At 71.9% G+C, this 19,302-nt stretch carries 15 protein-coding genes; 2 read left to right on the forward strand and 13 right to left on the reverse strand.

What is annotated here, in order from left to right; genetic code table 11:
- Window positions 1-586 precede the first annotated feature (586 nt).
- The 10 genes from tyrS to argC form a co-directional block, all read right to left on the reverse strand.
- Complete coding sequence (gene tyrS / locus P3X83_RS04980) at window positions 587-1,858, reverse strand: tyrosine--tRNA ligase (RefSeq protein WP_277303659.1); 1,272 nt, start codon at window positions 1,856-1,858, stop codon at window positions 587-589.
- A 119-nt stretch (window positions 1,859-1,977) separates the two neighbouring features.
- Window positions 1,978-2,598: a DNA-3-methyladenine glycosylase gene (locus P3X83_RS04985; protein WP_277303660.1), complete on the reverse strand. Its 621-nt coding sequence runs from the start codon at window positions 2,596-2,598 to the stop codon at window positions 1,978-1,980.
- A 10-nt stretch (window positions 2,599-2,608) separates the two neighbouring features.
- Entirely contained in the window at window positions 2,609-4,027 is a 1,419-nt protein-coding gene (gene argH / locus P3X83_RS04990; protein ID WP_277303661.1) for an argininosuccinate lyase, read from the reverse strand.
- Window positions 4,028-4,139: 112 nt separating this feature from the next.
- On the reverse strand, window positions 4,140-5,336 hold the full coding sequence (locus P3X83_RS04995) for an argininosuccinate synthase (protein ID WP_277303662.1): 1,197 nt from the start codon (window positions 5,334-5,336) through the stop codon (window positions 4,140-4,142).
- Between the two features lie 55 nt (window positions 5,337-5,391).
- Complete coding sequence (locus tag P3X83_RS05000; RefSeq protein WP_277303663.1) at window positions 5,392-5,913, reverse strand: arginine repressor; 522 nt, start codon at window positions 5,911-5,913, stop codon at window positions 5,392-5,394.
- Complete coding sequence (gene argF, locus P3X83_RS05005) at window positions 5,910-6,833, reverse strand: ornithine carbamoyltransferase (protein ID WP_277303664.1); 924 nt, start codon at window positions 6,831-6,833, stop codon at window positions 5,910-5,912. The genes P3X83_RS05000 and argF overlap by 4 nt, the downstream gene beginning before the upstream one ends.
- Window positions 6,830-7,975 carry an acetylornithine transaminase gene (locus P3X83_RS05010; RefSeq protein ID WP_277303738.1) on the reverse strand — a complete coding sequence of 382 codons (1,146 nt, stop codon included), beginning with the start codon at window positions 7,973-7,975 and terminating at the stop codon, window positions 6,830-6,832. The genes argF and P3X83_RS05010 overlap by 4 nt, the downstream gene beginning before the upstream one ends.
- A gap of 62 nt (window positions 7,976-8,037) precedes the next feature.
- Window positions 8,038-8,952, reverse strand: coding sequence for an acetylglutamate kinase (gene argB / locus P3X83_RS05015; RefSeq protein ID WP_277303665.1), 915 nt, complete (start codon window positions 8,950-8,952; stop codon window positions 8,038-8,040).
- A complete protein-coding gene (argJ, locus tag P3X83_RS05020; protein ID WP_277303666.1) occupies window positions 8,949-10,100 on the reverse strand; it encodes a bifunctional glutamate N-acetyltransferase/amino-acid acetyltransferase ArgJ in 1,152 nt (383 codons plus the stop codon). Before argJ ends, argB begins: the two co-directional genes overlap by 4 nt.
- Window positions 10,097-11,125, reverse strand: a complete 1,029-nt coding sequence (gene argC / locus P3X83_RS05025; RefSeq protein WP_277303667.1) for an N-acetyl-gamma-glutamyl-phosphate reductase — start codon at window positions 11,123-11,125, stop codon at window positions 10,097-10,099. Before argC ends, argJ begins: the two co-directional genes overlap by 4 nt.
- A 204-nt stretch (window positions 11,126-11,329) precedes the next feature.
- Here argC and P3X83_RS05030 point away from each other — a divergent pair, with 204 nt between their 5' ends.
- Window positions 11,330-13,012, forward strand: coding sequence for a class I adenylate-forming enzyme family protein (locus P3X83_RS05030; protein ID WP_277303668.1), 1,683 nt, complete (start codon window positions 11,330-11,332; stop codon window positions 13,010-13,012).
- A gap of 53 nt (window positions 13,013-13,065) precedes the next feature.
- A complete protein-coding gene (locus tag P3X83_RS05035) occupies window positions 13,066-14,370 on the forward strand; it encodes an MFS transporter (protein WP_277303669.1) in 1,305 nt (434 codons plus the stop codon).
- Window positions 14,371-14,470: 100 nt separating this feature from the next.
- On the opposite strand, the gene P3X83_RS05040 is transcribed toward P3X83_RS05035, so the two are convergent.
- The 3 genes from P3X83_RS05040 to P3X83_RS05050 all read right to left on the reverse strand — a co-directional run bounded on the left by P3X83_RS05040 (window position 14,471) and on the right by P3X83_RS05050 (window position 19,300).
- Window positions 14,471-17,035 (reverse strand): phenylalanine--tRNA ligase subunit beta, encoded by a 2,565-nt coding sequence (locus P3X83_RS05040; RefSeq protein ID WP_277303670.1) that lies wholly within the window; start codon window positions 17,033-17,035, stop codon window positions 14,471-14,473.
- Entirely contained in the window at window positions 17,035-18,075 is a 1,041-nt protein-coding gene (pheS, locus tag P3X83_RS05045; RefSeq protein ID WP_277303739.1) for a phenylalanine--tRNA ligase subunit alpha, read from the reverse strand. Before pheS ends, P3X83_RS05040 begins: the two co-directional genes overlap by 1 nt.
- 142 nt (window positions 18,076-18,217) lie before the next feature.
- The gene (locus tag P3X83_RS05050; protein WP_277303671.1) at window positions 18,218-19,300 is read right to left on the reverse strand and encodes an ATP-binding protein; all 1,083 of its coding nucleotides are present in this window, start codon (window positions 19,298-19,300) and stop codon (window positions 18,218-18,220) included.
- Between the last annotated feature and the right edge of the window lie 2 nt (window positions 19,301-19,302).

The raw sequence follows: 19,302 nt of genomic DNA on the forward strand, positions 1-19,302 counted from the left end.
ATGCATTCTATGCATTCATCATGCATGCACTGGCTTTTAACACACTGTTGAGTTCTCAAGAAACGGACGCGTACACCGTCGAACCGGACCAGTCTAGCCGCTCCAGCCCTCTGGGGCATACCTCTTCAGAGAAGACCTTACCAGATCGCTAGAACCGCGTCAAACTCCGATTCCGATGATCAAATTTGATCTTCAGATCAGCCTGCTGGCAGGCTGATTCCCACAGACTTACCGTGCCACCGCACGACGCCGAACTCGACCGGATCTCCGGGGGCTCAGTACTCCGTGCGATCTTGACAGACCCCGCACTCAGGCGGACAAGTCAAGAAGCTCACCCTGGGGCCCGTCCGCCTCGCAGGCGTCCGGCTCACTCCCGGGGGTGGAATGAAGATTAGGCGGAGCTCCCGGCCGCGTCAAATCGCGGGGCCTCGCGTCGGCCCAGGTCACCGGATCGCTCGCCACAGCCGCCCAGGTTTGCGACCGGAACGTTACATTACGGCGAGCGCTGTCCGGCCCCATCAGCCCCAGAGACCACACCTGTCCCGGCGCCCCCTTGACAGGGACCGCCGGGACAGAGTGCCGCGGATCAGTCTCCGGTGACCTCTACGCCGCCCACGGACCGCTTGCCGCGGCGCAGCACCAGGAAACGGCCATGGAGCAGGTCGTCCGCCGTGGGCACGTAGCCCTCGTCGGTGATCTTGGAGTTGTTCAGGTACGCGCCGCCCTCCTTGACGGCACGCCGAGCGGCGGACTTGGACTCCACCAGCCCGCTCTCGGCCAGCAGGTCCACGTAGGCGGCCCCGAGCGCCGGCACCTCGGCCTTCGGCACCTCCGCCAGCGCGGATCCGAGGGTGCGCCCGTCCAGCTCCTCCAGGGAGCCCTGGCCGAACAGCGCCCGCGAGGCCGCGACCACGCGAGCCAGCTCGTCCGCTCCGTGGACCATCGAGGTGACGTCCTCGGCGAGGGTCCGCTGCGCCTCACGCGCGGCCGGGCGGTCGGCCACAGCCTTCTCCAGGGCCTCGATCTCCTCGCGGGTGCGGAAGGTGAAGACCTTCAGGAATCGGATCACATCGCGGTCGTCGGCGTTCAACCAGAACTGGTAGAACGCGTACGGCGAGGTCAGCTCGGGGTCCAGCCAGATCGCGCCGCCGGCCGTCTTGCCGAACTTGGTGCCGTCGGCCTTGGTGATGAGCTTGCCGGTCAGGGCGTGCACGTGCCCGCCCTCGACCCGGCGGATCAGGTCGACGCCCGCGATGATGTTGCCCCACTGGTCGCTGCCGCCCACCTGCAGCGAGCAGCCGTGCCGGCGGTACAGCTCCAGGTAGTCGTTGGCCTGGAGAATCTGGTAGCTGAACTCGGTGTAGCTCAGCCCCTCTCCCCCGAGGCGCGCGGAGACCGACTCGCGGGCGAGCATCCGGTTGATCGGGAAGTGCTTGCCGACGTCACGCAGGAAGTCGATGGCCGAGAGCCCGGCCGTCCAGTCGAGGTTGCTCACCAGCGTGGCGGCGTTCGGCCCGGGCTCGAACGACAGATACCGCTCGACCTGGACGCGGATCCGGGCCACCCATTCCTCGACCACCTCGTTCGAGTTCAGCGAACGCTCGGTGCTGCGCCCGCTGGGGTCGCCGATGAGGCCCGTCGCGCCGCCCACGAGCCCGATCGGGCGGTGCCCGGCCCGCTGGAAGCGGGTGAGGATCAGGAGAGTGGCGAGGTTGCCCGCGTGCAGCGAAGGCGCGGTGGGGTCGTAGCCGCTATAGACCGTGATCGGACCCTCGGCCAGCGCCGCGCGCAGGGCGTCGGCGTCGGTGGACTGCGCGAGCACGTCGCGCCATTCGAGCTCATCGAGGATGTCGGTCACGTTCCTGACTTTCGTCGATCGGTTGCTGAGTCGGTGTGCCTGATACGGCACAGCCTGCCCGATCGTATCCCCGATCCGCCACTCGAAAGCGGCGCGACATATGGGGATGAAGTGACCTGTCAGGTTCGCGGGGCGAGCGCCGTCCCACGACGGCGGGGCACATGCGCGCGGTACGGCGAGACCGTCGGGTCCCCCTCGATCCAGAACCGCCACGGTGTGTCCGCCGCCGACGAGATGCCGGTGCGCGGGCCGGACAGCACCACCGGAGGGGCACCGTCGTCCGTGTGTACCGTCAACGGCCCCGCGCCGCAAGCGTCGATCCCGTTCTCCTCGCGGCGGAACCCAAGGGCGGTGGCCAGGCGGGCGGGCCCCCTGGCCAGGTCTCGATCGCGTACGGCCGGCCCGCGCCGCGCCCGCGCCCGCTCGGCCCCCTCGACGATCTCCCCCGCGCGCAGCAGCACCGCCGAGCCCTCCCCCTCCGGACGGCACACCAGGTTGGCGCAGAAGTGCATGCCGTAGGTGAAGTAGACGTAGAGATGCCCGGGTGGCCCGAACATGACCGCGTTGCGGGGAGTCATCCCGCGATAGGTGTGCGACGCGGAGTCTTCGCCGGGCAGCCCGTACGCCTCCACCTCGGTCAGCCGCAGCGCGACCGAACCGTGCACGACCACCTTCCCGAGCAGCTCGGGCGCGACCACGTCGGACGGCCGGTCGAAGAAGTCTCTGCCGAGGGGTTCCATCCGGTGGCCCCTACGCGCCCGCCGCCCACGAGGCCTGGGCGTCGACGATCTCCCGCAGCGCCACGAGCTGGTCGCGGACCCGGTCGGGCGCGGTGCCGCCGTGGGCCTTGCGTGCGGCCAGCGCCCCCGGCACGTTCAGCACGTCGCGGGAGTCGGGGGTGAAGTGCGGGGAGACCTTCGCCAGCTCCTCGTCGGTGATCTCGTCGAGGGTCTTGTCGTGGACCTGGCACCACACCACCAGGTGCCCCACGGCCTCGTGCGCGTCGCGGAACGGCACGCCCTTGCGGACCAGCAGTTCGGCCAGGTCGGTGGCGAGGGCGAAGCCGTCGGGGGCGCTGGCGGCCAGCCGCGCCGTGTTGACCCGCATGGTGGCCACCAGGCCGGCGACCGCCGGGAGCACCAGCAGCAGGGTGTCGACGGAGTCGAACACCGGCTCCTTGTCCTCCTGGAGGTCACGGTTGTAGGTCAGCGGCAGGCCCTTGAGCACGGTGAGCAGCGTGGTCAGCGAGCCGATCAGCCGGCCGGACTTGCCCCTGGCCAGCTCGGCGACGTCGGGGTTCTTCTTCTGCGGCATGATCGAGGAGCCGGTGGAGTAGGCGTCGTCCATCTCGATCCAGCGGAACTCCTGGGAGGCCCACAGCACGACCTCCTCTCCCAGCCGGGACAGGTGCACGCCGACCAGCGCGGCGCAGAACAGGAACTCGGCTGCGAAGTCGCGGTCGGCGACGGCGTCCATCGAGTTGGGCGCGGCGGAGCCGAAGCCCAGCTCCTCGGCGACGGCCTGCGGGTCCAGCGGCAGCGAGGACCCGGCCAGCGCGCCGGAGCCGAGCGGGGAGACGGCGGCGCGGCGGTCCCAGTCGCGCAGCCGGTCGATGTCGCGCGCGAAGGCGTGGACGTGGGCGAGCAACTGGTGGCCGAAGGACACCGGCTGGGCGTGCTGCAGGTGGGTCATGCCTGGCGCGGCCGTCTCGGCGTGCTGCTCGGCCTGGCTCATCAGCGCGGTCTCCAGCTCGACCAGCCTGGAGACGATGTGCCGGACGTGGTCGCGCAGGTAGAGCCGCAGGTCGGTGGCCACCTGGTCGTTGCGGCTGCGGCCGGCGCGCAGCTTGCCGCCGAGCGCGCCGAGGCGCTCCAGCAGGCCCCGCTCCAGCGCGGTGTGCACGTCCTCGTCCGCCACGGTGGGCCGGAACTCGCCGGAGACGCACGCGTGCTCCAGGTCGTCGAGCGCGCCGATCATGCGGTTCAGCTCGTCGTCCTCCAGCAGCCCCGCCCGGTGCAGCACCCGGGCGTGCGCCCGGGAGGCCAGCAGGTCGTACGGCGCGAGCCGCCAGTCGAACTGGACGCTCACCGACAGACGCGTCAGCGCGTCGGCGGGCCCTCCTTCGAACCGGCCGCCCCACAACCGCATCGGCTTGCCACCGTCACTCACCCTGTCTCCTCCCCTTTTCCTTCCGCGACCTTACTCCGCCCGGAGCACCACTCACGCGCGGCATGACCAGCGCCGGTCACCGTCGTACGGGTGACCGGCGCTTTGTTCTCCCTCAGCTACGGCCGTCCCTGGCCGCCGCGATCTTCGAGGGCAGGCTCCACAGTTCCACGAACCCCTTCGCCGCCGACTGGTCGAAGGTGTCGCCGGTGTCGTAGGTGGCCAGGTTGAAGTCATAGAGCGACGCGTCGGAGCGGCGCCCGGTGACCACGGCTCTGCCGCCGTGCAGGGTCATCCTGATCTCGCCGCTGACGTGCCGCTGCGTGTCGGCGATGAAGGCGTCCAGGGCGCGCTTCAGCGGCGAGAACCACAGCCCGTCGTAGACCAGTTCGCTCCAGCGCTGGTCCACTCCGCGCTTGAACCTGGCGAGGTCGCGCTCGACGGTGACGCTCTCCAGCTCCATGTGCGCGGTGATCAGGGCGATCGCCCCCGGCGCCTCGTAGATCTCGCGCGACTTGATGCCGACGAGGCGGTCCTCGACGAGGTCGATGCGGCCGACGCCGTGCGCGCCGGCGCGCCGGTTCAGCTCGGCGATGACCTGGAACGGGGTGAGCGGCCTGCCGTCCAGGGCGACCGGTACGCCCCGCGAGAAGGTGACGACCACCTCGTCGGGCTCGCGGGCGAGCGCGGGGTCGGCGGTGTAAGCGTAGACGTCTTCGGTGGGGCCGTTCCAGATGTCCTCAAGGAAGCCGGTCTCGATGGCCCTGCCCCAGATGTTCTGGTCGATCGAGTAGGGCGACTTGGCCGTGACGTCGATCGGCAGGCCCTTCTCCTCGGCGAAGGCGATGGCCTTGTCGCGGGTCCAGGCGTAGTCGCGGGCGGGGGCGACGACGCTCAGGCCCGGGGCCAGCGCGGCCAGCCCGGCCTCGAAGCGCACCTGGTCGTTGCCCTTGCCGGTGCAGCCGTGCGAGACGTGGGTGCCGCCGTACCGTTCGGCCGCGGCGACCAGGTGCTTGACGATCAGCGGGCGCGACAGCGAGGACAGCAGCGGGTAGCGGTCCATGTAGAGGGCGTTGGCCCGCAGCGCGGGCACGCAGAAGTCGGCGGCGAACTCCTCGCGGGCATCGACGACGACGGATTCGGCCGCGCCGCAGTCGATCGCGCGTCGCCTGATGACCTCGAGGTCCTCGCCGCCTTGACCGACGTCCACGGCGACGGCGATCACCTCTGCTCCCATCTTCTCCGCGAGGAAGGGAATGGCGACGGAGGTGTCCAGCCCTCCCGAGTAGGCGAGGACGACGCGGTCGGTCATGGCGATTCGGCTTTCTGGTGCGATCTTCCGGATTGGCTGCGGGGACGTGCCCGCGTCACGTGGACGCGGGCCAGGTACGTCGGTCCGCGGCCTTGAGCAGCGCGTCGGCGACGGTCCGGCCGCCCTGTGGGTCGCGGCTGATGACCAGGATGGTGTCGTCTCCGGCCACAGTGCCGAGGATGGCCTCCCAGTCGGCGTGGTCGATGGCGGAGGCGAGGAACTGGGCGGCGCCCGGCGGGGTGCGGGCGATCACCAGGTTGGCCGACGCCTCGGCGGAGACCAGCAGTTCCTCGGCGATCCGGCGCAGCCGCGCGGCGGGCGTCTCCCCCGCGCCGACGCGGCGCGGCTGGATGCGTCCGCCGCCCTCGCCGGGCAGGGAGTACACCAGCGAGCCGTCCTCGGCGCGGAGCCGCAGCGCGCCCAGTTCGTCCAGGTCGCGGGAGAGCGTCGCCTGGGTGACCTCGACGCCGCTCTCGGCCAGCAGCCTGGCCAGCTCCGGCTGGGAGCGCACCGCCTGACGGCGGAGCAGCTCGGTGATGCGGGCCTGCCGGGCGGCCTTGGTCATCGGGATGGTCATGACGACCGTTCCATTAAGAACTGGAGCAGCGCCTTTTGCGCGTGCAGGCGGTTCTCCGCCTGGTCCCACACGGCGCTCTTCGGCCCGTCGATGACCTCGGCGGTGATCTCCAGGCCGCGGTAGGCGGGCAGGCAGTGCAGCACGACGGCGTCGGCGGCGGCCTGCGCCAGCAGTTCGTCGTTGACCTGGTACGGCATCAGCGCCGCGACCCGATCGTCCTTGTCCTCCTGGCCCATCGACACCCAGGTGTCGGTGGCGAGCACGTGCGCGCCGCGCGCCGCCGCGGCCGGGTCGGACAGGACCACGACGGACCCGGAGGTGCGGGCGGCGATCGCGGCGGCCTGGTCGAGGATCACGGGGTCGGGCTGGTAGCCGGGGGGCGCGCCGATCCGGACGTGCATCCCGGCGGTGGCGGCCCCCAGCAGGTAGGAGTGGGCCATGTTGTTGGCGCCGTCGCCCAGGTAGGCCAGGCTGAGCCCGGCCAGGCGGCCCTTGCGCTCGCGGACGGTCTGCAGGTCGGCGAGGATCTGGCAGGGGTGGAAGGCGTCGGTGAGGGCGTTGACCACCGGGACGGTCGCCGCCGCGGCCATGGCCTCGATGCGGTCCTGGCCGTAGGTGCGCCACACCACGGCCGCGACCTGGCGCGAGAGCACCCGCGCGGTGTCCTCGACGGGCTCTCCCCTGCCCAGTTGCGAGGTGCCGGCGTCGATGATCAGCGGGTTGCCGCCGAGTTCGGCGATGCCGACCGCGAAGGAGATCCGCGTGCGGGTGGAGTGCTTGTCGAACAGCACGGCCACGGTGCGCGGGCCGTCGAGCGGGCGGTGGCCGTACCGGTCCTTCTTCATGGCGTCCGCCAGGTCGAGGACCTGGGCCTGCTCGGCCGGCGACAAGTCGTCGTCGCGCAGGAAGTGCCTGGTCACGGGTGTACCTCCGACAGGATTGCGGGCAGCGTGGCGACGAACGAGGTCAGCTCGGCCTCGGTGATCACCAGCGGCGGTGCGATGCGGATGGCCTCGGGGGTGACCGCGTTGACGAGGAAACCGGCGCGCTGGGCCGCGGCCTGCACCTCGGGGGCGCGCGGGTCGCGGAGCAGGACGGCCAGCCACAGGCCGCGCCCGCGGACCCCGGCGAGCAGCGGGTGGTCGATCCCGGCGATTCCCCGTGCCAGCGCCGCCCCGGCCGAGTAGGCGTTCTCCAGCAGCCCCTCGCGCTCGATGGTGTCCAGGACGGCCAGCGCCGCCGCGCACGACACCGGGTTGCCGCCGAAGGTGGACCCGTGGTCGCCCTTGGCGAAGAGCGTGCCGGCGTCGCCGAGGCCCACGCAGGCCCCGATCGGCATCCCGCCGCCCAGCCCCTTGGCCAGGGTGAGGATGTCGGGCAGCGGCCCTTCGGCCTGGTGGGCGAACCAGTAGCCGGTGCGGCCGATGGCCGACTGGATCTCGTCGGCGACGAGCAGGGCGCCGGTGGCGTCGCAGATCTGGCGGGCGGCGGCGAAGTAGCCGTCCGGCGGGGGGACCACTCCGGCCTCGCCCTGGGTGGGTTCGAGGAACACTGCGGCGCACTCGTCGGTGACGGCGTTCTTCAGCGCGTCGGCGTCGCCGTAGGGAACGAAGCGGACATCGGTCGGGAACGGCCCGAACTGCTCGCGGATCGCGGGCTTGCCGGTAAGGGACAGCGCGCCCATGCTGCGGCCGTGGAAGCCGTTCTCGGCGGCGACGAAGTAGCCGCGGCCCTTGGCCTTGCCGTACTTGATCGCCATCTTCAGCGCGGCCTCGTTGGCCTCGGTGCCGGAGTTGGCCAGGAACACCCGGCCGGGGGCGTCGAGGAGGTCGAGCAGCCGCTCGGCGAGGAGCACCTCCGGCTTGTGCATGAACAGGTTGGAGGTGTGGGCCAGGGTGGCCACCTGCTGGGAGACGGCCTGGACCAGGGCGGGGTGGGCGTGGCCGAGCGAGCTGACCGCGATGCCGCCGATCAGGTCGAGGTACTCGCGCCCGTCGACGTCCCAGACGCGGCAGCCGAGGCCGCGCGCGAGGGCGACGGGAGGCACCCCGTAGTTGGGCATGAAGACCGCCTCGAAGCGCCTGCCGAGGTCTTCGGTGTTGGCGGGCTGGGCGTCGTGCGGGCTCACGGGTGGACCTCCTGGTCGGCGTCGCCGGTCTTGACGGCGGGGACGACCATGGTTCCCACGCCTTCGTCGGTGAAGATCTCCAGCAGCAGCGCGTGCTGCACGCGCCCGTCGAGCACGTGCGCCTGGGGCACGCCGCCGCGCACCGCGGTCAGGCACGCCTCCATCTTGGGCAGCATGCCGCTGGAGAGGGACGGCAGCAGCAGCGCCAGTTCGTCGGCGTCGAGGGTGCCGATCACCTCGTCGCTCGCGGGCCAGTCGGCGTACAGGCCCTCCACGTCGGTGAGCACGACCAGCTTCTCCGCGCCGAGCGCGACGGCCAGTTCGGCGGCGGCGGTGTCGGCGTTGACGTTGTAGACGGTGCCGTCCTCGCCCCTGGCGATGCTGCTGATCACCGGGATCCGCCCGTCGTCGAGCAGCGCGCTCACCGCGCCCGCCTCGACCTTGACGACCTCGCCGACCTGGCCGATGTCCACCTGCTCGCCGTCGACGACGGCGTACTTGCGGATGGCGGTGAGCAGGTGGGCGTCTTCGCCGGACAGGCCCACCGCGAACGGGCCGTGGTCGTTGATCAGGCCCACGACATCGCGGTTGACCTGGCCGACCAGCACCATCCTGACGACCTCCATGGCCTCGGGGCTGGTGACCCGGAGCCCGGCGGTGAAGGTGGACTCGATGCCGAGACGGTCGAGGTGGGCGTTGATCTGGGGGCCGCCGCCATGCACGACGACCGGTTTGAGGCCGACGTAGCGCAGGAAGACGATGTCCTTGGCGAACGCCGCCTTGAGCGTGTCGTCGGTCATCGCGTGGCCGCCGTACTTGATGACGACGGTCGCGCCGTGGAAGCCCGCCAGCCAGGGCAGGGCCTCGATCAGGGTCGCCGCCTTGCCTCCGGGCACGCTGAGGTCGGTCATGTGGAGTACGCCGAGTTCTCGTGCACGTAGGCAGGGGTGAGATCGGTGGTGTGCACGGTCGCCGACTCCGGACCGGCGGACAGGTCGATCGTCACGGTGACGTCGCGCGGGCGCAGATCGACCTTGTCGCGGTCGTCGCCGGCCGCGCCGCCCCGGCAGATCCAGATGCCGTTGATCGCCACGTTGACCCGGTCGGGCTCGAAGGCGGCGTCGGTGGTGCCGACGGCGGACAGCACCCGGCCCCAGTTGGGGTCTTCGCCGTAGATGGCGCACTTGAACAGGTTGCTGCGGGCCACCGCGCGGCCCACGGCCACCGCGTCGTCCTCGGAGGCGGCGCCGACCACCTCGATGGCGATCGCCTTGGTCGCCCCCTCGGCGTCGACCAGGAGCTGCCTGGCCAGGTCGGCGCAGACCTCGGTGATCTTCTCGGCGAACTCGCGCTCGTCGGGGGTGATCCCAGACGCACCGCTGGCCAGCAGCAGCACGGTGTCGTTGGTGGACATGCAGCCGTCGGTGTCGAGCCGGTCGAAGGTCACCGAGGTGGCCTCGCGCAGCACGGCGTCGAGCCGGTCGGCCGGGAGGTCGGCGTCGGTGGTGAGCACGCACAGCATGGTGGCGAGGCCGGGGGCGAGCATGCCCGCGCCCTTGGCCATGCCGCCGACCATGTAGCCCTCGCCGCGACGGAAGGAGATCTTGGAGACGGTGTCGGTGGTGCGGATGGCGTCGGCGGCGGGCAGCCCGCCGTCCCTGCTGAGCTGTCCGGCGGCCGACTCGACCCCGGCGAGCAGGGTGTCCATCGGCAGCCGCTCGCCGATCAGGCCGGTGGAGCACACCGCGATCTCACCGGCGGAGTCGCCGAGCAGCTCGGCGGCCTTCTCCGCGGTGGCGTGGGTGTCCTGGAAGCCCTCCGGCCCGGTGCAGGCGTTGGCGCCGCCGGAGTTGAGGACCACGGCCACCACTCGGCCGCCCTTGAGCACCTGCTCCGACCACAGCACCGGGGCCGCCCTGACCCGGTTCCTGGTGAAGACGGCGGCGGCGGCGCGCGACGGGCCGTCGTTGACCACGAGGGCGAGGTCGCGCTGGTTGTCCGATTTGAGGCCGGCGACGACGCCCGCCGCCCTGAATCCGAGTGGTGCGGTAACGCTCATGGAGCGACTCCGTTGAGGGGAAGGCCGATTTCTTCCGGAAGCCCGAGGGCTAGATTGGCGCTCTGGATCGCGCCGCCCGCGGTGCCCTTGGTGAGGTTGTCTATGGCGATGACCACGATGACGCGCCCCGCCCGCTGGTCCAGGGCGACCTGGAGGGCGGCGGTGTTGGCTCCGCTGGTCATCGCGGTGGCGGGCCACTGGCCTTCCGGCAGCAGCCGCAGGAAGGGTTCGCCGTCGACCGCCCGCAGGTAGGTCTCGCGCAGCGCGGCCTGGGTGAGGCCGGGCGCGGCGGGCGCGGTGCAGGTGGCGAGGATGCCCCGGCTCATCGGGGCGAGGGTCGGGGTGAAGGAGACGGTCACCGGCGTGCCCGCGACCGCCGAGAGGTTCTGCTCCATCTCGGGCGTGTGGCGGTGGACGCCGCCCACGCCGTAGGCGCTCATCGAGCCCATGACCTCGCTGCCGAGCAGGTTGGGCTTGGCGGCGCGGCCCGCGCCGCTGGTGCCGCTGGCGGCGATGACCACGACGTCGGGCTCGGCGAGCCCGGCGGCGAGGGCCGGGAACAGGGCGAGGGTCACGGCGGTGGGGTAGCACCCGGGGACGGCGACGCGCTTGGAGCCGCGCAGCCGCTCGCGCTGGCCGGGCAGCTCGGGCAGGCCGTACGGCCAGGTGCCCGCGTGGGTTCCGCCGTAGAAGTGCTCCCAGGCGGCGGGGTCGGCCAGGCGGTAGTCGGCCCCGCAGTCGACGATCAGCGTGTCGGGGCCGAGTTCGGCCGCCAGCGCGCCGGACCGCCCGTGTGGCAGCGCGAGGAAGACCACCTCGTGCCCGGCCAGGGTCTCAGGTGTGGTGTCCAGCAGGGGGCGGTCGGCCAGTGCGGCCAGGTGCGGCTGGTGCGCGCCGAGCAGGGTGCCCGCGCTGGACCCGGCGGTCAGCGCACCGATCTCCAGCTCGGGATGGGCCAGCAGCAGGCGTAGCAGTTCACCTCCCGCGTATCCGCTCGCTCCGGCGACGGCAGCGCGCGCTCCCAAGTCGGTTCAGCTCCCTCGGTTCGTATAATCATGCAGTCAAGTGCATGACCTTGCTGAAGAGTATGCACCAGGCAGCATGCCCATGCAAGCCGGGTTCCGAACCGGAAAACCGTTGTCACGCTCCGGTTGCCTGCCCTTATGGCCCGCCCGATACGCTGATCACGTCCCACCGGTACTGGCCGCTCACACCGGGGAGATCATGCGATGGCACTCACCCACGACCGGATCCAGGCGCGGCTCACCGCCCCCGGCGGGCTCTTCGAAATGGACGAGATAGAGGTTCGCGGCCACCCGATTCGCACCTGGAAACACGCACCCCCGCACTTTCGCGCGCTCCTTTCCGGCAGCAGGTCACACGGCGGCAAGCCGTTCCTCGGCTACGACGGTGACTGGATCACCTTCGACGACCACTACCGCCGGGCGGCGGCGCTCGCCCTGTGCCTCGCCGGCGACTACGGCGTGCGCAAGGGCGACCGGGTGGCCATCGCCATGCGGAACTACCCCGAATGGGTCATCGCATTCTCCGCGGTGCTGGCGTGCGGGGCCGTGGCCGTGCCGCTCAACGCGTGGTGGACCCGGCCGGAGCTGGAATACGCGCTCACCGACTGCGGCGCCACGGTGCTGATCGCCGACGGCGAGCGGGCCGTGCGGATGCGGGACACCCCGCTGACGGCCCGCCTCATCGTCACCCGCCCGCTGGAGGAGCCGCCGCCCGGCACGGCCCTCCTGGCCGACCTGGTCGGCGAGCCCGGCGGCGAGGTCGGGCTGCCCGACGTCCGGGTCGAGCCGGAGGACCCGGCCACGATCTTCTACACCTCCGGCACCACCGGGCGCCCCAAGGGCGCGCTGGGCAGCCATCGCAACCTGGGCGAGGCGCCGCTCACCATCGCCTACTCGCTGACCAGGGCCGCCGCCCTGGCCGGGCGCGACGCGGCGCACGCGGTCCGGCGGCGGCGCGTCACCCTGCTGGCCGTACCGCTCTTCCATGTGACCGGCTGCTTCGCCGCCATGATCCCCTCGCTGTTCAGCGGCTCGGCCGTGGTGCTCATGTACAAATGGGACCCGGGGGCGGCGCTGCGGCTGATCGAGACCGAGCGGGTCACCGGCATCGCCGGGGTGCCGACCAACGCCTGGCAACTGATGTCGCACCCGGGGCTCGGCGAGCACGACGTGTCGAGCCTGGGATCGCTGTCCTACGGCGGCGCGCCCGCGCCGCCCCGGCTGGTGGAGCGCATCGCCGAGGCGCTGCCGGGGCGCACGCCGTCCAACGGGTACGGCATGACCGAGACCACCTCCCTGGTCATCCACAACTGCGGCGCCGACTACGCCGCCCGGCCGGACAGCGTCGGCCGTCCCATCCCGACCGTGGACGTGCGGATCACCGGCCCCTCGGGGCACGACCTGCCGCCGGGCCAGGTGGGCGAGCTGCGCGTGCGCGGCGGCCCGGTGATCACCGGCTACTGGAACCGGCCGGACGCCACCGCAGATACGTTCACGGACGGCTGGCTACGCACCGGCGACCTGGCCAGGATCGACCCCGACGGCTACGTCTACCTCGTTGACCGCGCCAAGGACGTGGTCATCCGGGGCGGCGAGAACGTCTACTGCGCCGAGGTCGAGGCGGCCCTGTTCGAGCATCCCGCGGTGGACGACGCCGCCGTGTTCGGGATCCCGCACGACGAGCTGGGCGAGGAGGTCGGCGCGGTGATCCGCCCGCTGCCCGGAGCCGGACTGGAGCCCGGGGAGCTGACCGCCTTCCTGCGTGAGCGGATCGCGCCCTTCAAGGTCCCGGCGCGCTTCTGGTTCCGCGACACCGAACTGCCCCGCAACGCCGGCGGCAAGCTGCTCAAGACCGGCCTGCGGCGCGAGGTGCTCGGCTCCTCGTAGGCCCGGGAAATTGGATTGCCGCCGTACCGGGGCAGGAGTCACAATCTCGTCTCGTGCCGGACTCCGATCGATCGCCGCTAGCGCTGTTCCGTCACCTGCGGATGGACCTGAGACCGCTGCGCGACTCCCGCGACTTCAGGTATCTGATGGGGTCCGGGGTCATCACCATGTTCGGCAGCTTCCTGACCTTCGTCACCATCCCGCTGCAGATGAAGCAGCTCACCGGCTCCTACGTCGCGGTCGGGCTGGTCAGCCTGGCGGAGTTCGTGCCGATGGTCGTGTTCGGGCTGTGGGGCGGCGCGATCGCCGACGCGCTCGACCGGCGCCGGGTGGTGCTGATCTGCGAGGGCGGCCTGGCGCTGATGGCGGCCCTGCTCACGCTCAACGCGCTGCTGCCGCGCCCGCAGGTCTGGGCGCTCTACGTGATCGCCGCGCTGATGGCCTCGCTGGACAGCGTGCAGCGGCCGAGCCTGGACGCCATGGTGCCCCGGGTGGTCCGGCACGACCAGCTCACCGCCGCCGCGGCGCTGACCAGTTTCCGGTGGAACGTCGGCGCCATCGCCGGGCCCGCGCTGGCCGGGCTCATCGTGGCCGGTTTCGGACCGGCCACGACCTACGGGATCGACCTGCTCACCTACGTCGTGTCGATGGCCCTGCTGTGGCGGGTGCGCGCGGTCCCGCCGCGTGAGAACGCCGCTCCGGCCACGCTGCGCAGCCTCGCCGAGGGCGTGCGCTACGCGATGGGCCGTCCGGACCTGACCGGCACCTACCTGGTGGACATGGCCGCGATGTTCTTCGCCATGTCCATCGCGCTCTACCCGTTCCTCGCCGACGAGCTGGGCGCTCCCAAGGCGCTGGGCCTGCTCTACTCCGCGGGCGCGGTGGGCGCGCTGCTGGCCTCACTGACCTCCGGCTGGACGCGCCACGTGCGGCGGCACGGCCTCGCGGTGATCGTCGCGGCCATGGTGTGGGGCCTGGCGGTGTTCCTGGCCGCGCTCGCCCCGAGCCTGTGGGCGGTGTTCGCCTGCCTGGCCCTGGCGGGCGCGGCCGACATGATCAGCGGCATCTTCCGCACCACCATCTGGGACCAGACGATCCCCGACGAACTACGCGGACGGCTGGCGGGCATCGAGCTGCTGTCGTACTCCTCCGGCCCGATGCTCGGCAACGCCAGAGCGGGCCTGATGGCCGACCTGGGCGGCACCAGGTTCTCGCTGGGAGCGGGCGGCCTGCTGTGCGTCGGCGCGGTGGCGCTGATGTCGGTGCTGCTGCCGAAGTTCCGGACCTACGACGCCGAGACCGACGAGCACGCCGTCGCCGAACGCACCCGCAGGGCGGCAGCCCCAGAGCCTGCTTGAGTGCCTGCCTGAGGGCCCGCCCGAACGAAGCGGGGCCGGCGCGCATGAGCGGCCGGCCCCTTCTCTCTCTTGCTCTCTCTTACCCTTGATCGCCCCGAGGTCAGGAGCCCCGCAGGCGGGCTCCGAGGCGGTCGGCGGCGAGCGCCACCGCCGCGTCACGGGCGGCGCTGGTCTCCTCGACGGTGAGGGTGCGGTCGGGGGCCCGGAAGCGCAGGGCGTAGGCGAGCGACTTGGCGCCCTCGCCCACCTGCGCGCCGGTGTAGACGTCGAACAGCCGGATGTCCTCCAGCAGTTCGCCCGCGCCCTCGCGGATCACCGCCTCGACCTCCGCGACCGGGGTGGCGGCCGGGACGATCAGCGCGACGTCCTGGGTGGCCACCGGGTAGGCGGACACGGCGGGCGCCTGCGCGGGGCCGGACATGGCCGCCGCGAGACGGCTCAGCTCCAGCTCCATCGCGCAACTGCGGGGCGGCAGGCCGTACGCCTCGACGACCCTCGGGTGCAGCTCGCCCGCGTGGCCGACCAGCACGTCGCCGACGTGCAGTGCGGCACAGCGGCCGGGATGCCACGGCAGATGCTGGTCGGCGGTGACGGTCACCTCAAGCCCGGCCTGGCGCGCCACCAGGCGCGCCGCCTCCACGGCGTCGGCCCAGGTAGCCGCCCGGCCCGCGCCCCACCAGCCGGACCGCCCGGCCTCGCCGGCCAGCACCACCGCCACGCGGTACGGCTGGTCCGGCAGCGCCGCCTCGATCGCCGCCAGCTCCTCGGCGGACGGCTTGCGGTCCACCGGCAGGATCGGCGCCTTGCGGGCGGACCCGGACTTTGGACGGTAGACCAGCCCGTTCTCGAACAGGGTGACGTCGGAGGCGCCCCGCCCCACGTTGCGGACCAGGGTCTTCAGCAGCCCGGGAAGCAGCGTGGTGCGCAGCAGCGGCTCGTCCTCGCTGAGCGGATTGGCAAGGCGGGTCGCCTGGCGGCGCGGGTCGTCGGCGTCGAGCCGCAGGTTGTCGAGGTCGCGCTCACCCATGAACGGGTAGGACAGCACCTCGACGTACCCGGCGGCGGCCAGCGCCCTGCCCACCCGGCGGCGGAGGCGCTGCCACTCGGTGAGACCCCCTCCCGCCGGAGCCAGCGGCAGCACCGACGCGAGCCGGGAGTAGCCCTCCAGCCGGATGACCTCCTCGGCGAGGTCGTTGGGGTCGGTCAGGTCGAGCCGCCAGGTCGGCGGGCTGACCGTCAGCAGGTCATCGGCGCCCTCGCTGACGTCGAGCTGCTCGCGCAGGTCGCCGCCGGTCACGGTGCCGGTGCCGGCCGCCGGACCGCCGCCCTTGGCCTGGGGGTCGGCGCCCTCGGTGACCGTGCAGCCCACCTGCTCCAGCCGCCTGATCACGGTCTCGCGCGGGTAGGTCATGCCGGCCACCCGGCCGGGGTAGCCCGAGGGGATGACGATCCGGACCGGTTCGGCGTCGATCGCCGCGTGCGTGACGCCCGGACCGGCCGTGCCGCCGCCCAGCTCGACCAGGAGCCGGACCGCGCGCCAGGAGGCGTAGAGCGGCAGCTCACGGTCGACGCCCCGCTCGAACCGCCGCGACGCCTCGCTGACCAGACCGTGCCTGCGGGACTGGCGGGCGGTTCCGGTGGCCGAGAAGTGCGCCGCCTCCACCACCAGCTCGGCGGTGGTGTCGGAGATCTCGGTGTTCAGGCCGCCCATGGTGCCGGCCATGGAGATGGGGCCGGACTCGTCGGTGATCAGGATGTCCTCGGGGTGCAGCTTGCGCACGACGTGGTCGAGGGTCTCCAGCGTCTCGCCCTCGCGCGCCCGGCGCACCACGATCTCACCGGTCAGCCGGGTGCGGTCGAAGGCGTGCAGCGGCTGGCCCAGCTCCAGCATCACGTAGTTGGTGACGTCGACGGCCAGCGACACCGGGCGCATGCCCGCCCGCAGCAGCCGGATGCGCATCCACAGCGGGCTCGGGGCCGCCGGGTCGAAGCCGCTGACCTCGCGCAGCACGAAACGGTCGCAGACCGTGGCGTCGGCGATGGACGCCGGGTAGGCGGACCCGCCCGACGCGGGCAGGTCGAGGTCGGCCGGGTCGCGGAACGGCACGCCGAACGCGGTGGCCGCCTCGCGCGCCACGCCCCTGATCGACAGGGCGTATCCGCGGTCGGGGGTGACCTCCAGCTCGATGACGTCGTCGCGCAGCGCGAGCAGCTCGACGACATCGGCGCCGATCGGCAGGCTCGGCGAGAGCACCAGGATGCCCGGAGAGCTCTCGGCGATGCCGAGCTCCTGCTCCGAGCAGATCATGCCGTCGGACAGCCGGCCGTAGGTCTTGCGGGCGCCGATCTCGAAGCCGCCGGGCAGCACCGCGCCGGGCAGCGCCACCGGCACCCGGTCGCCGACGGAGAAGTTGACGGCGCCGCAGACGATGCCGCGCGGCGCGGCCTCGCCGACCTCGACCTGGCAGTAGCGGATCGGCTTGTTGAAGCCGGTCAGCTCCTCGATGTCGAGGACCTCGCCCACCACCACGTTCTTGATCTCGTGGCCGTGCGAGGTGATCGATTCGAGCTTCAGCCCGGCCGCGGTGAGCCGGTCGGCGATCTCGTGCGCGTTGACGGCGGGCAGGTCGACGAACTCCCGCAGCCAGGAGAGCGGGACCCTCATCAGACCTCCATCCCGAACGGGAGCGTGAAGCGCACGTCTCCCTCGACCATGTCGCGCATGTCCTCGGCGTTGTGCCGGAACATCAGCGTCCGCTCGATGCCCATGCCGAAGGCGAAGCCGGAGTATCGCTTGGGATCGACCCCGCAGGACACGAGCACCCGGGGGTTGACCATGCCGCAGCCGCCCCACTCGATCCAGCCCTCGGACTTGCAGGTACGGCACGGCGGCCCGCCGGGGACCGCCGAGGCGCCCCGGCAGACGAAGCACTTGAGGTCCATCTCGGCGGACGGCTCGGTGAACGGGAAGTAGTTGGGCCGGAACCGCGTGGAGATGCCCTCCCCGAACATCACCTCGGCGAACCGGTCGAGCGTGCCCTTCAGGTGCGCCATCGTCAGCCCCTCGTCCACGGCCAGCCCCTCGACCTGGTGGAACACGGGAGTGTGGGTGGCGTCGAGCTCGTCTGTGCGGAACACCTTGCCCGGCGAGACGACGTAACACGGCACTCCCCGGGCGAGCAGCGCCCGGACCTGCACCGGCGAGGTCTGGGTGCGCAGCACCTTGCCCGAGTCGACCGACTCCACGAAGAAGGTGTCGTGGTCGGAGCGGGACGGGTGGTCGGGGGCGATGTTCAGCGCGTCGAAGTTGAACCACTCCCCCTCCAGCTCCGGGCCCTCCGCGATCTCGTAGCCCATGGCCACGAAGGCGTCGCCGATGCGCTCCTGGAGCGTGGTCAGCGGGTGCCGGGCGCCGCGCGGCACCCGGTCCCACGGGAGCGTCACATCGACGGCCTCCTCGACCAGGACGCGCTCGTCGCGCTCGGCGGCCAGTTCGGCCTGGCGGGCCGACATGGCCTCGCCGATGGCCTTGCGCGCGGTGCCGATGCGCTTGCCGGCCTCGGCGCGGGCCTGCGGCGGCAGGGCGCCGATCTCCCGGTTGGCGAGCGCGATCGGGGAGCGGTCGCCGGCGTGGGCCAGGCGTACCTGCTTCAGTTCGTCGAGGTCGCCCGCCGCCTTGATGGCGGCGAGGGCGTCGTCCCGCATGCGCGCCACCTCGTCGGCGTGCAGCGGGCTCACCTCGACCGGGTCGTAGTTAGACAAGAGAGAGCTCCGATTCAGGGCTTGAGCGGCACGATTCTAGTGCTTTCCACGGCGGAGCCCACCGGGAGGACGACCGCGCGTTCGCTCAGGCGAAGTCGGGCCTGCCGGTGGGCACGGTAAATCGGAACTCCGCCCCGCCCTCCGGGGCACGCTGCACGGTGATGGTGCCGCCGTGCGCCTCGACAAGGCCCTTGACGATGAACAGGCCGAGCCCGGTGCCGCCACGGCGGCGGCCCTGCCCCCGCCAGAACTGCCGGAACACGCGTGTGGCCAGCTCGGGCGCGATGCCCTCGCCCTGGTCCCTGACGGACACGGCCACTCCCCACTCGATCGGTTCCACGACTATTGTCACGGTACCGCGTCCGTGGCGCACAGCGTTTTCCAGGAGGTTCGCCAGGATCTGATCGATCTTGTCCTGGTCTAGCCACATCTCGGGGAGTTCGCCCTCGACGTGCAGCCGGAACCGGCCGTCACGCTCGCCCGCCGCCACCCGCCCGGCGATCAGCCTGCGGGCCCGCGCGGGGATGTCGACGATCTGCCGGTGCAGTTGCAGGCGGCCGGACTCGATGCGCGAGACGTCGAGCAGCTCGGTGATCAGGCGGGTCACCCGGTCGGCGTCGGAGTTGACGGTCTCCAGCATGACGCGCTTCTGGTCGTCGGTGAAGCGCGCCCACTTGGCGAGCAGGGTGGCGGTGAAGCCCTTCACGCTGGTCAGCGGCGAGCGCAGCTCATGGGCGACGGTCGAGACCAGGTCGGCCCTGCTGCGCTCCAGGCGGGCGCGGGCGCCGGCGTCGCGCAGCGTGACCACCACCCGGACCACCTCGCCGCCGCGCTCCGGCTCGCGCACCAGCCGGGCGGCGAGGAGAAGTTCCTGGCCGCCGGGGACCTGGACGTAGCACTCGGGCTGGCGGGTGCGGACCCGCAGCCCGCCGCAGGGGTCGAGCCACTTCCACCACTCGCGCCCGTCGGGGTCTCTGAAGGGGAAGACGTCACGGATGTCGCTGCCGACCGCCGCCTCGGCCCGGACGCCGGTGAGCCGGGTGGCCGCCCGGTTGACGAGCAGGACCCGGCCCTCACGGTCGATGATGATCAGACCGTCCGGAAGCTCGTCGGCGGTGAACAGGCATGCCGCGTCAGGGTGCGGCGTATCGGTGTTCTCGCCCTGCAACG

The sequence above is a fragment of the Spongiactinospora sp. TRM90649 genome (genome assembly GCF_029382225.1).
Lineage (GTDB): Bacteria > Actinomycetota > Actinomycetes > Streptosporangiales > Streptosporangiaceae > Spongiactinospora.

Excerpts from the sequence above, each read along its gene's own strand:
- P3X83_RS05030 (WP_277303668.1), top strand. The coding sequence starts at position 11,330 with ATGGCACTCACCCACGACCGGATCCAGGCGCGGCTCACCGCCCCCGGC.
- P3X83_RS05040 (WP_277303670.1), bottom strand. The coding sequence starts at position 17,035 with ATGAGGGTCCCGCTCTCCTGGCTGCGGGAGTTCGTCGACCTGCCCGCC.
- argJ (WP_277303666.1), bottom strand. The coding sequence starts at position 10,100 with ATGAGCGTTACCGCACCACTCGGATTCAGGGCGGCGGGCGTCGTCGCC.
- P3X83_RS05000 (WP_277303663.1), bottom strand. The coding sequence starts at position 5,913 with ATGACCATCCCGATGACCAAGGCCGCCCGGCAGGCCCGCATCACCGAG.
- P3X83_RS05010 (WP_277303738.1), bottom strand. The coding sequence starts at position 7,975 with ATGCCCAACTACGGGGTGCCTCCCGTCGCCCTCGCGCGCGGCCTCGGC.
- P3X83_RS04995 (WP_277303662.1), bottom strand. The coding sequence starts at position 5,336 with ATGACCGACCGCGTCGTCCTCGCCTACTCGGGAGGGCTGGACACCTCC.
- argB (WP_277303665.1), bottom strand. The coding sequence starts at position 8,952 with ATGACCGACCTCAGCGTGCCCGGAGGCAAGGCGGCGACCCTGATCGAG.
- P3X83_RS04985 (WP_277303660.1), bottom strand. The coding sequence starts at position 2,598 with ATGGAACCCCTCGGCAGAGACTTCTTCGACCGGCCGTCCGACGTGGTC.
- pheS (WP_277303739.1), bottom strand. The coding sequence starts at position 18,075 with ATGCGGGACGACGCCCTCGCCGCCATCAAGGCGGCGGGCGACCTCGAC.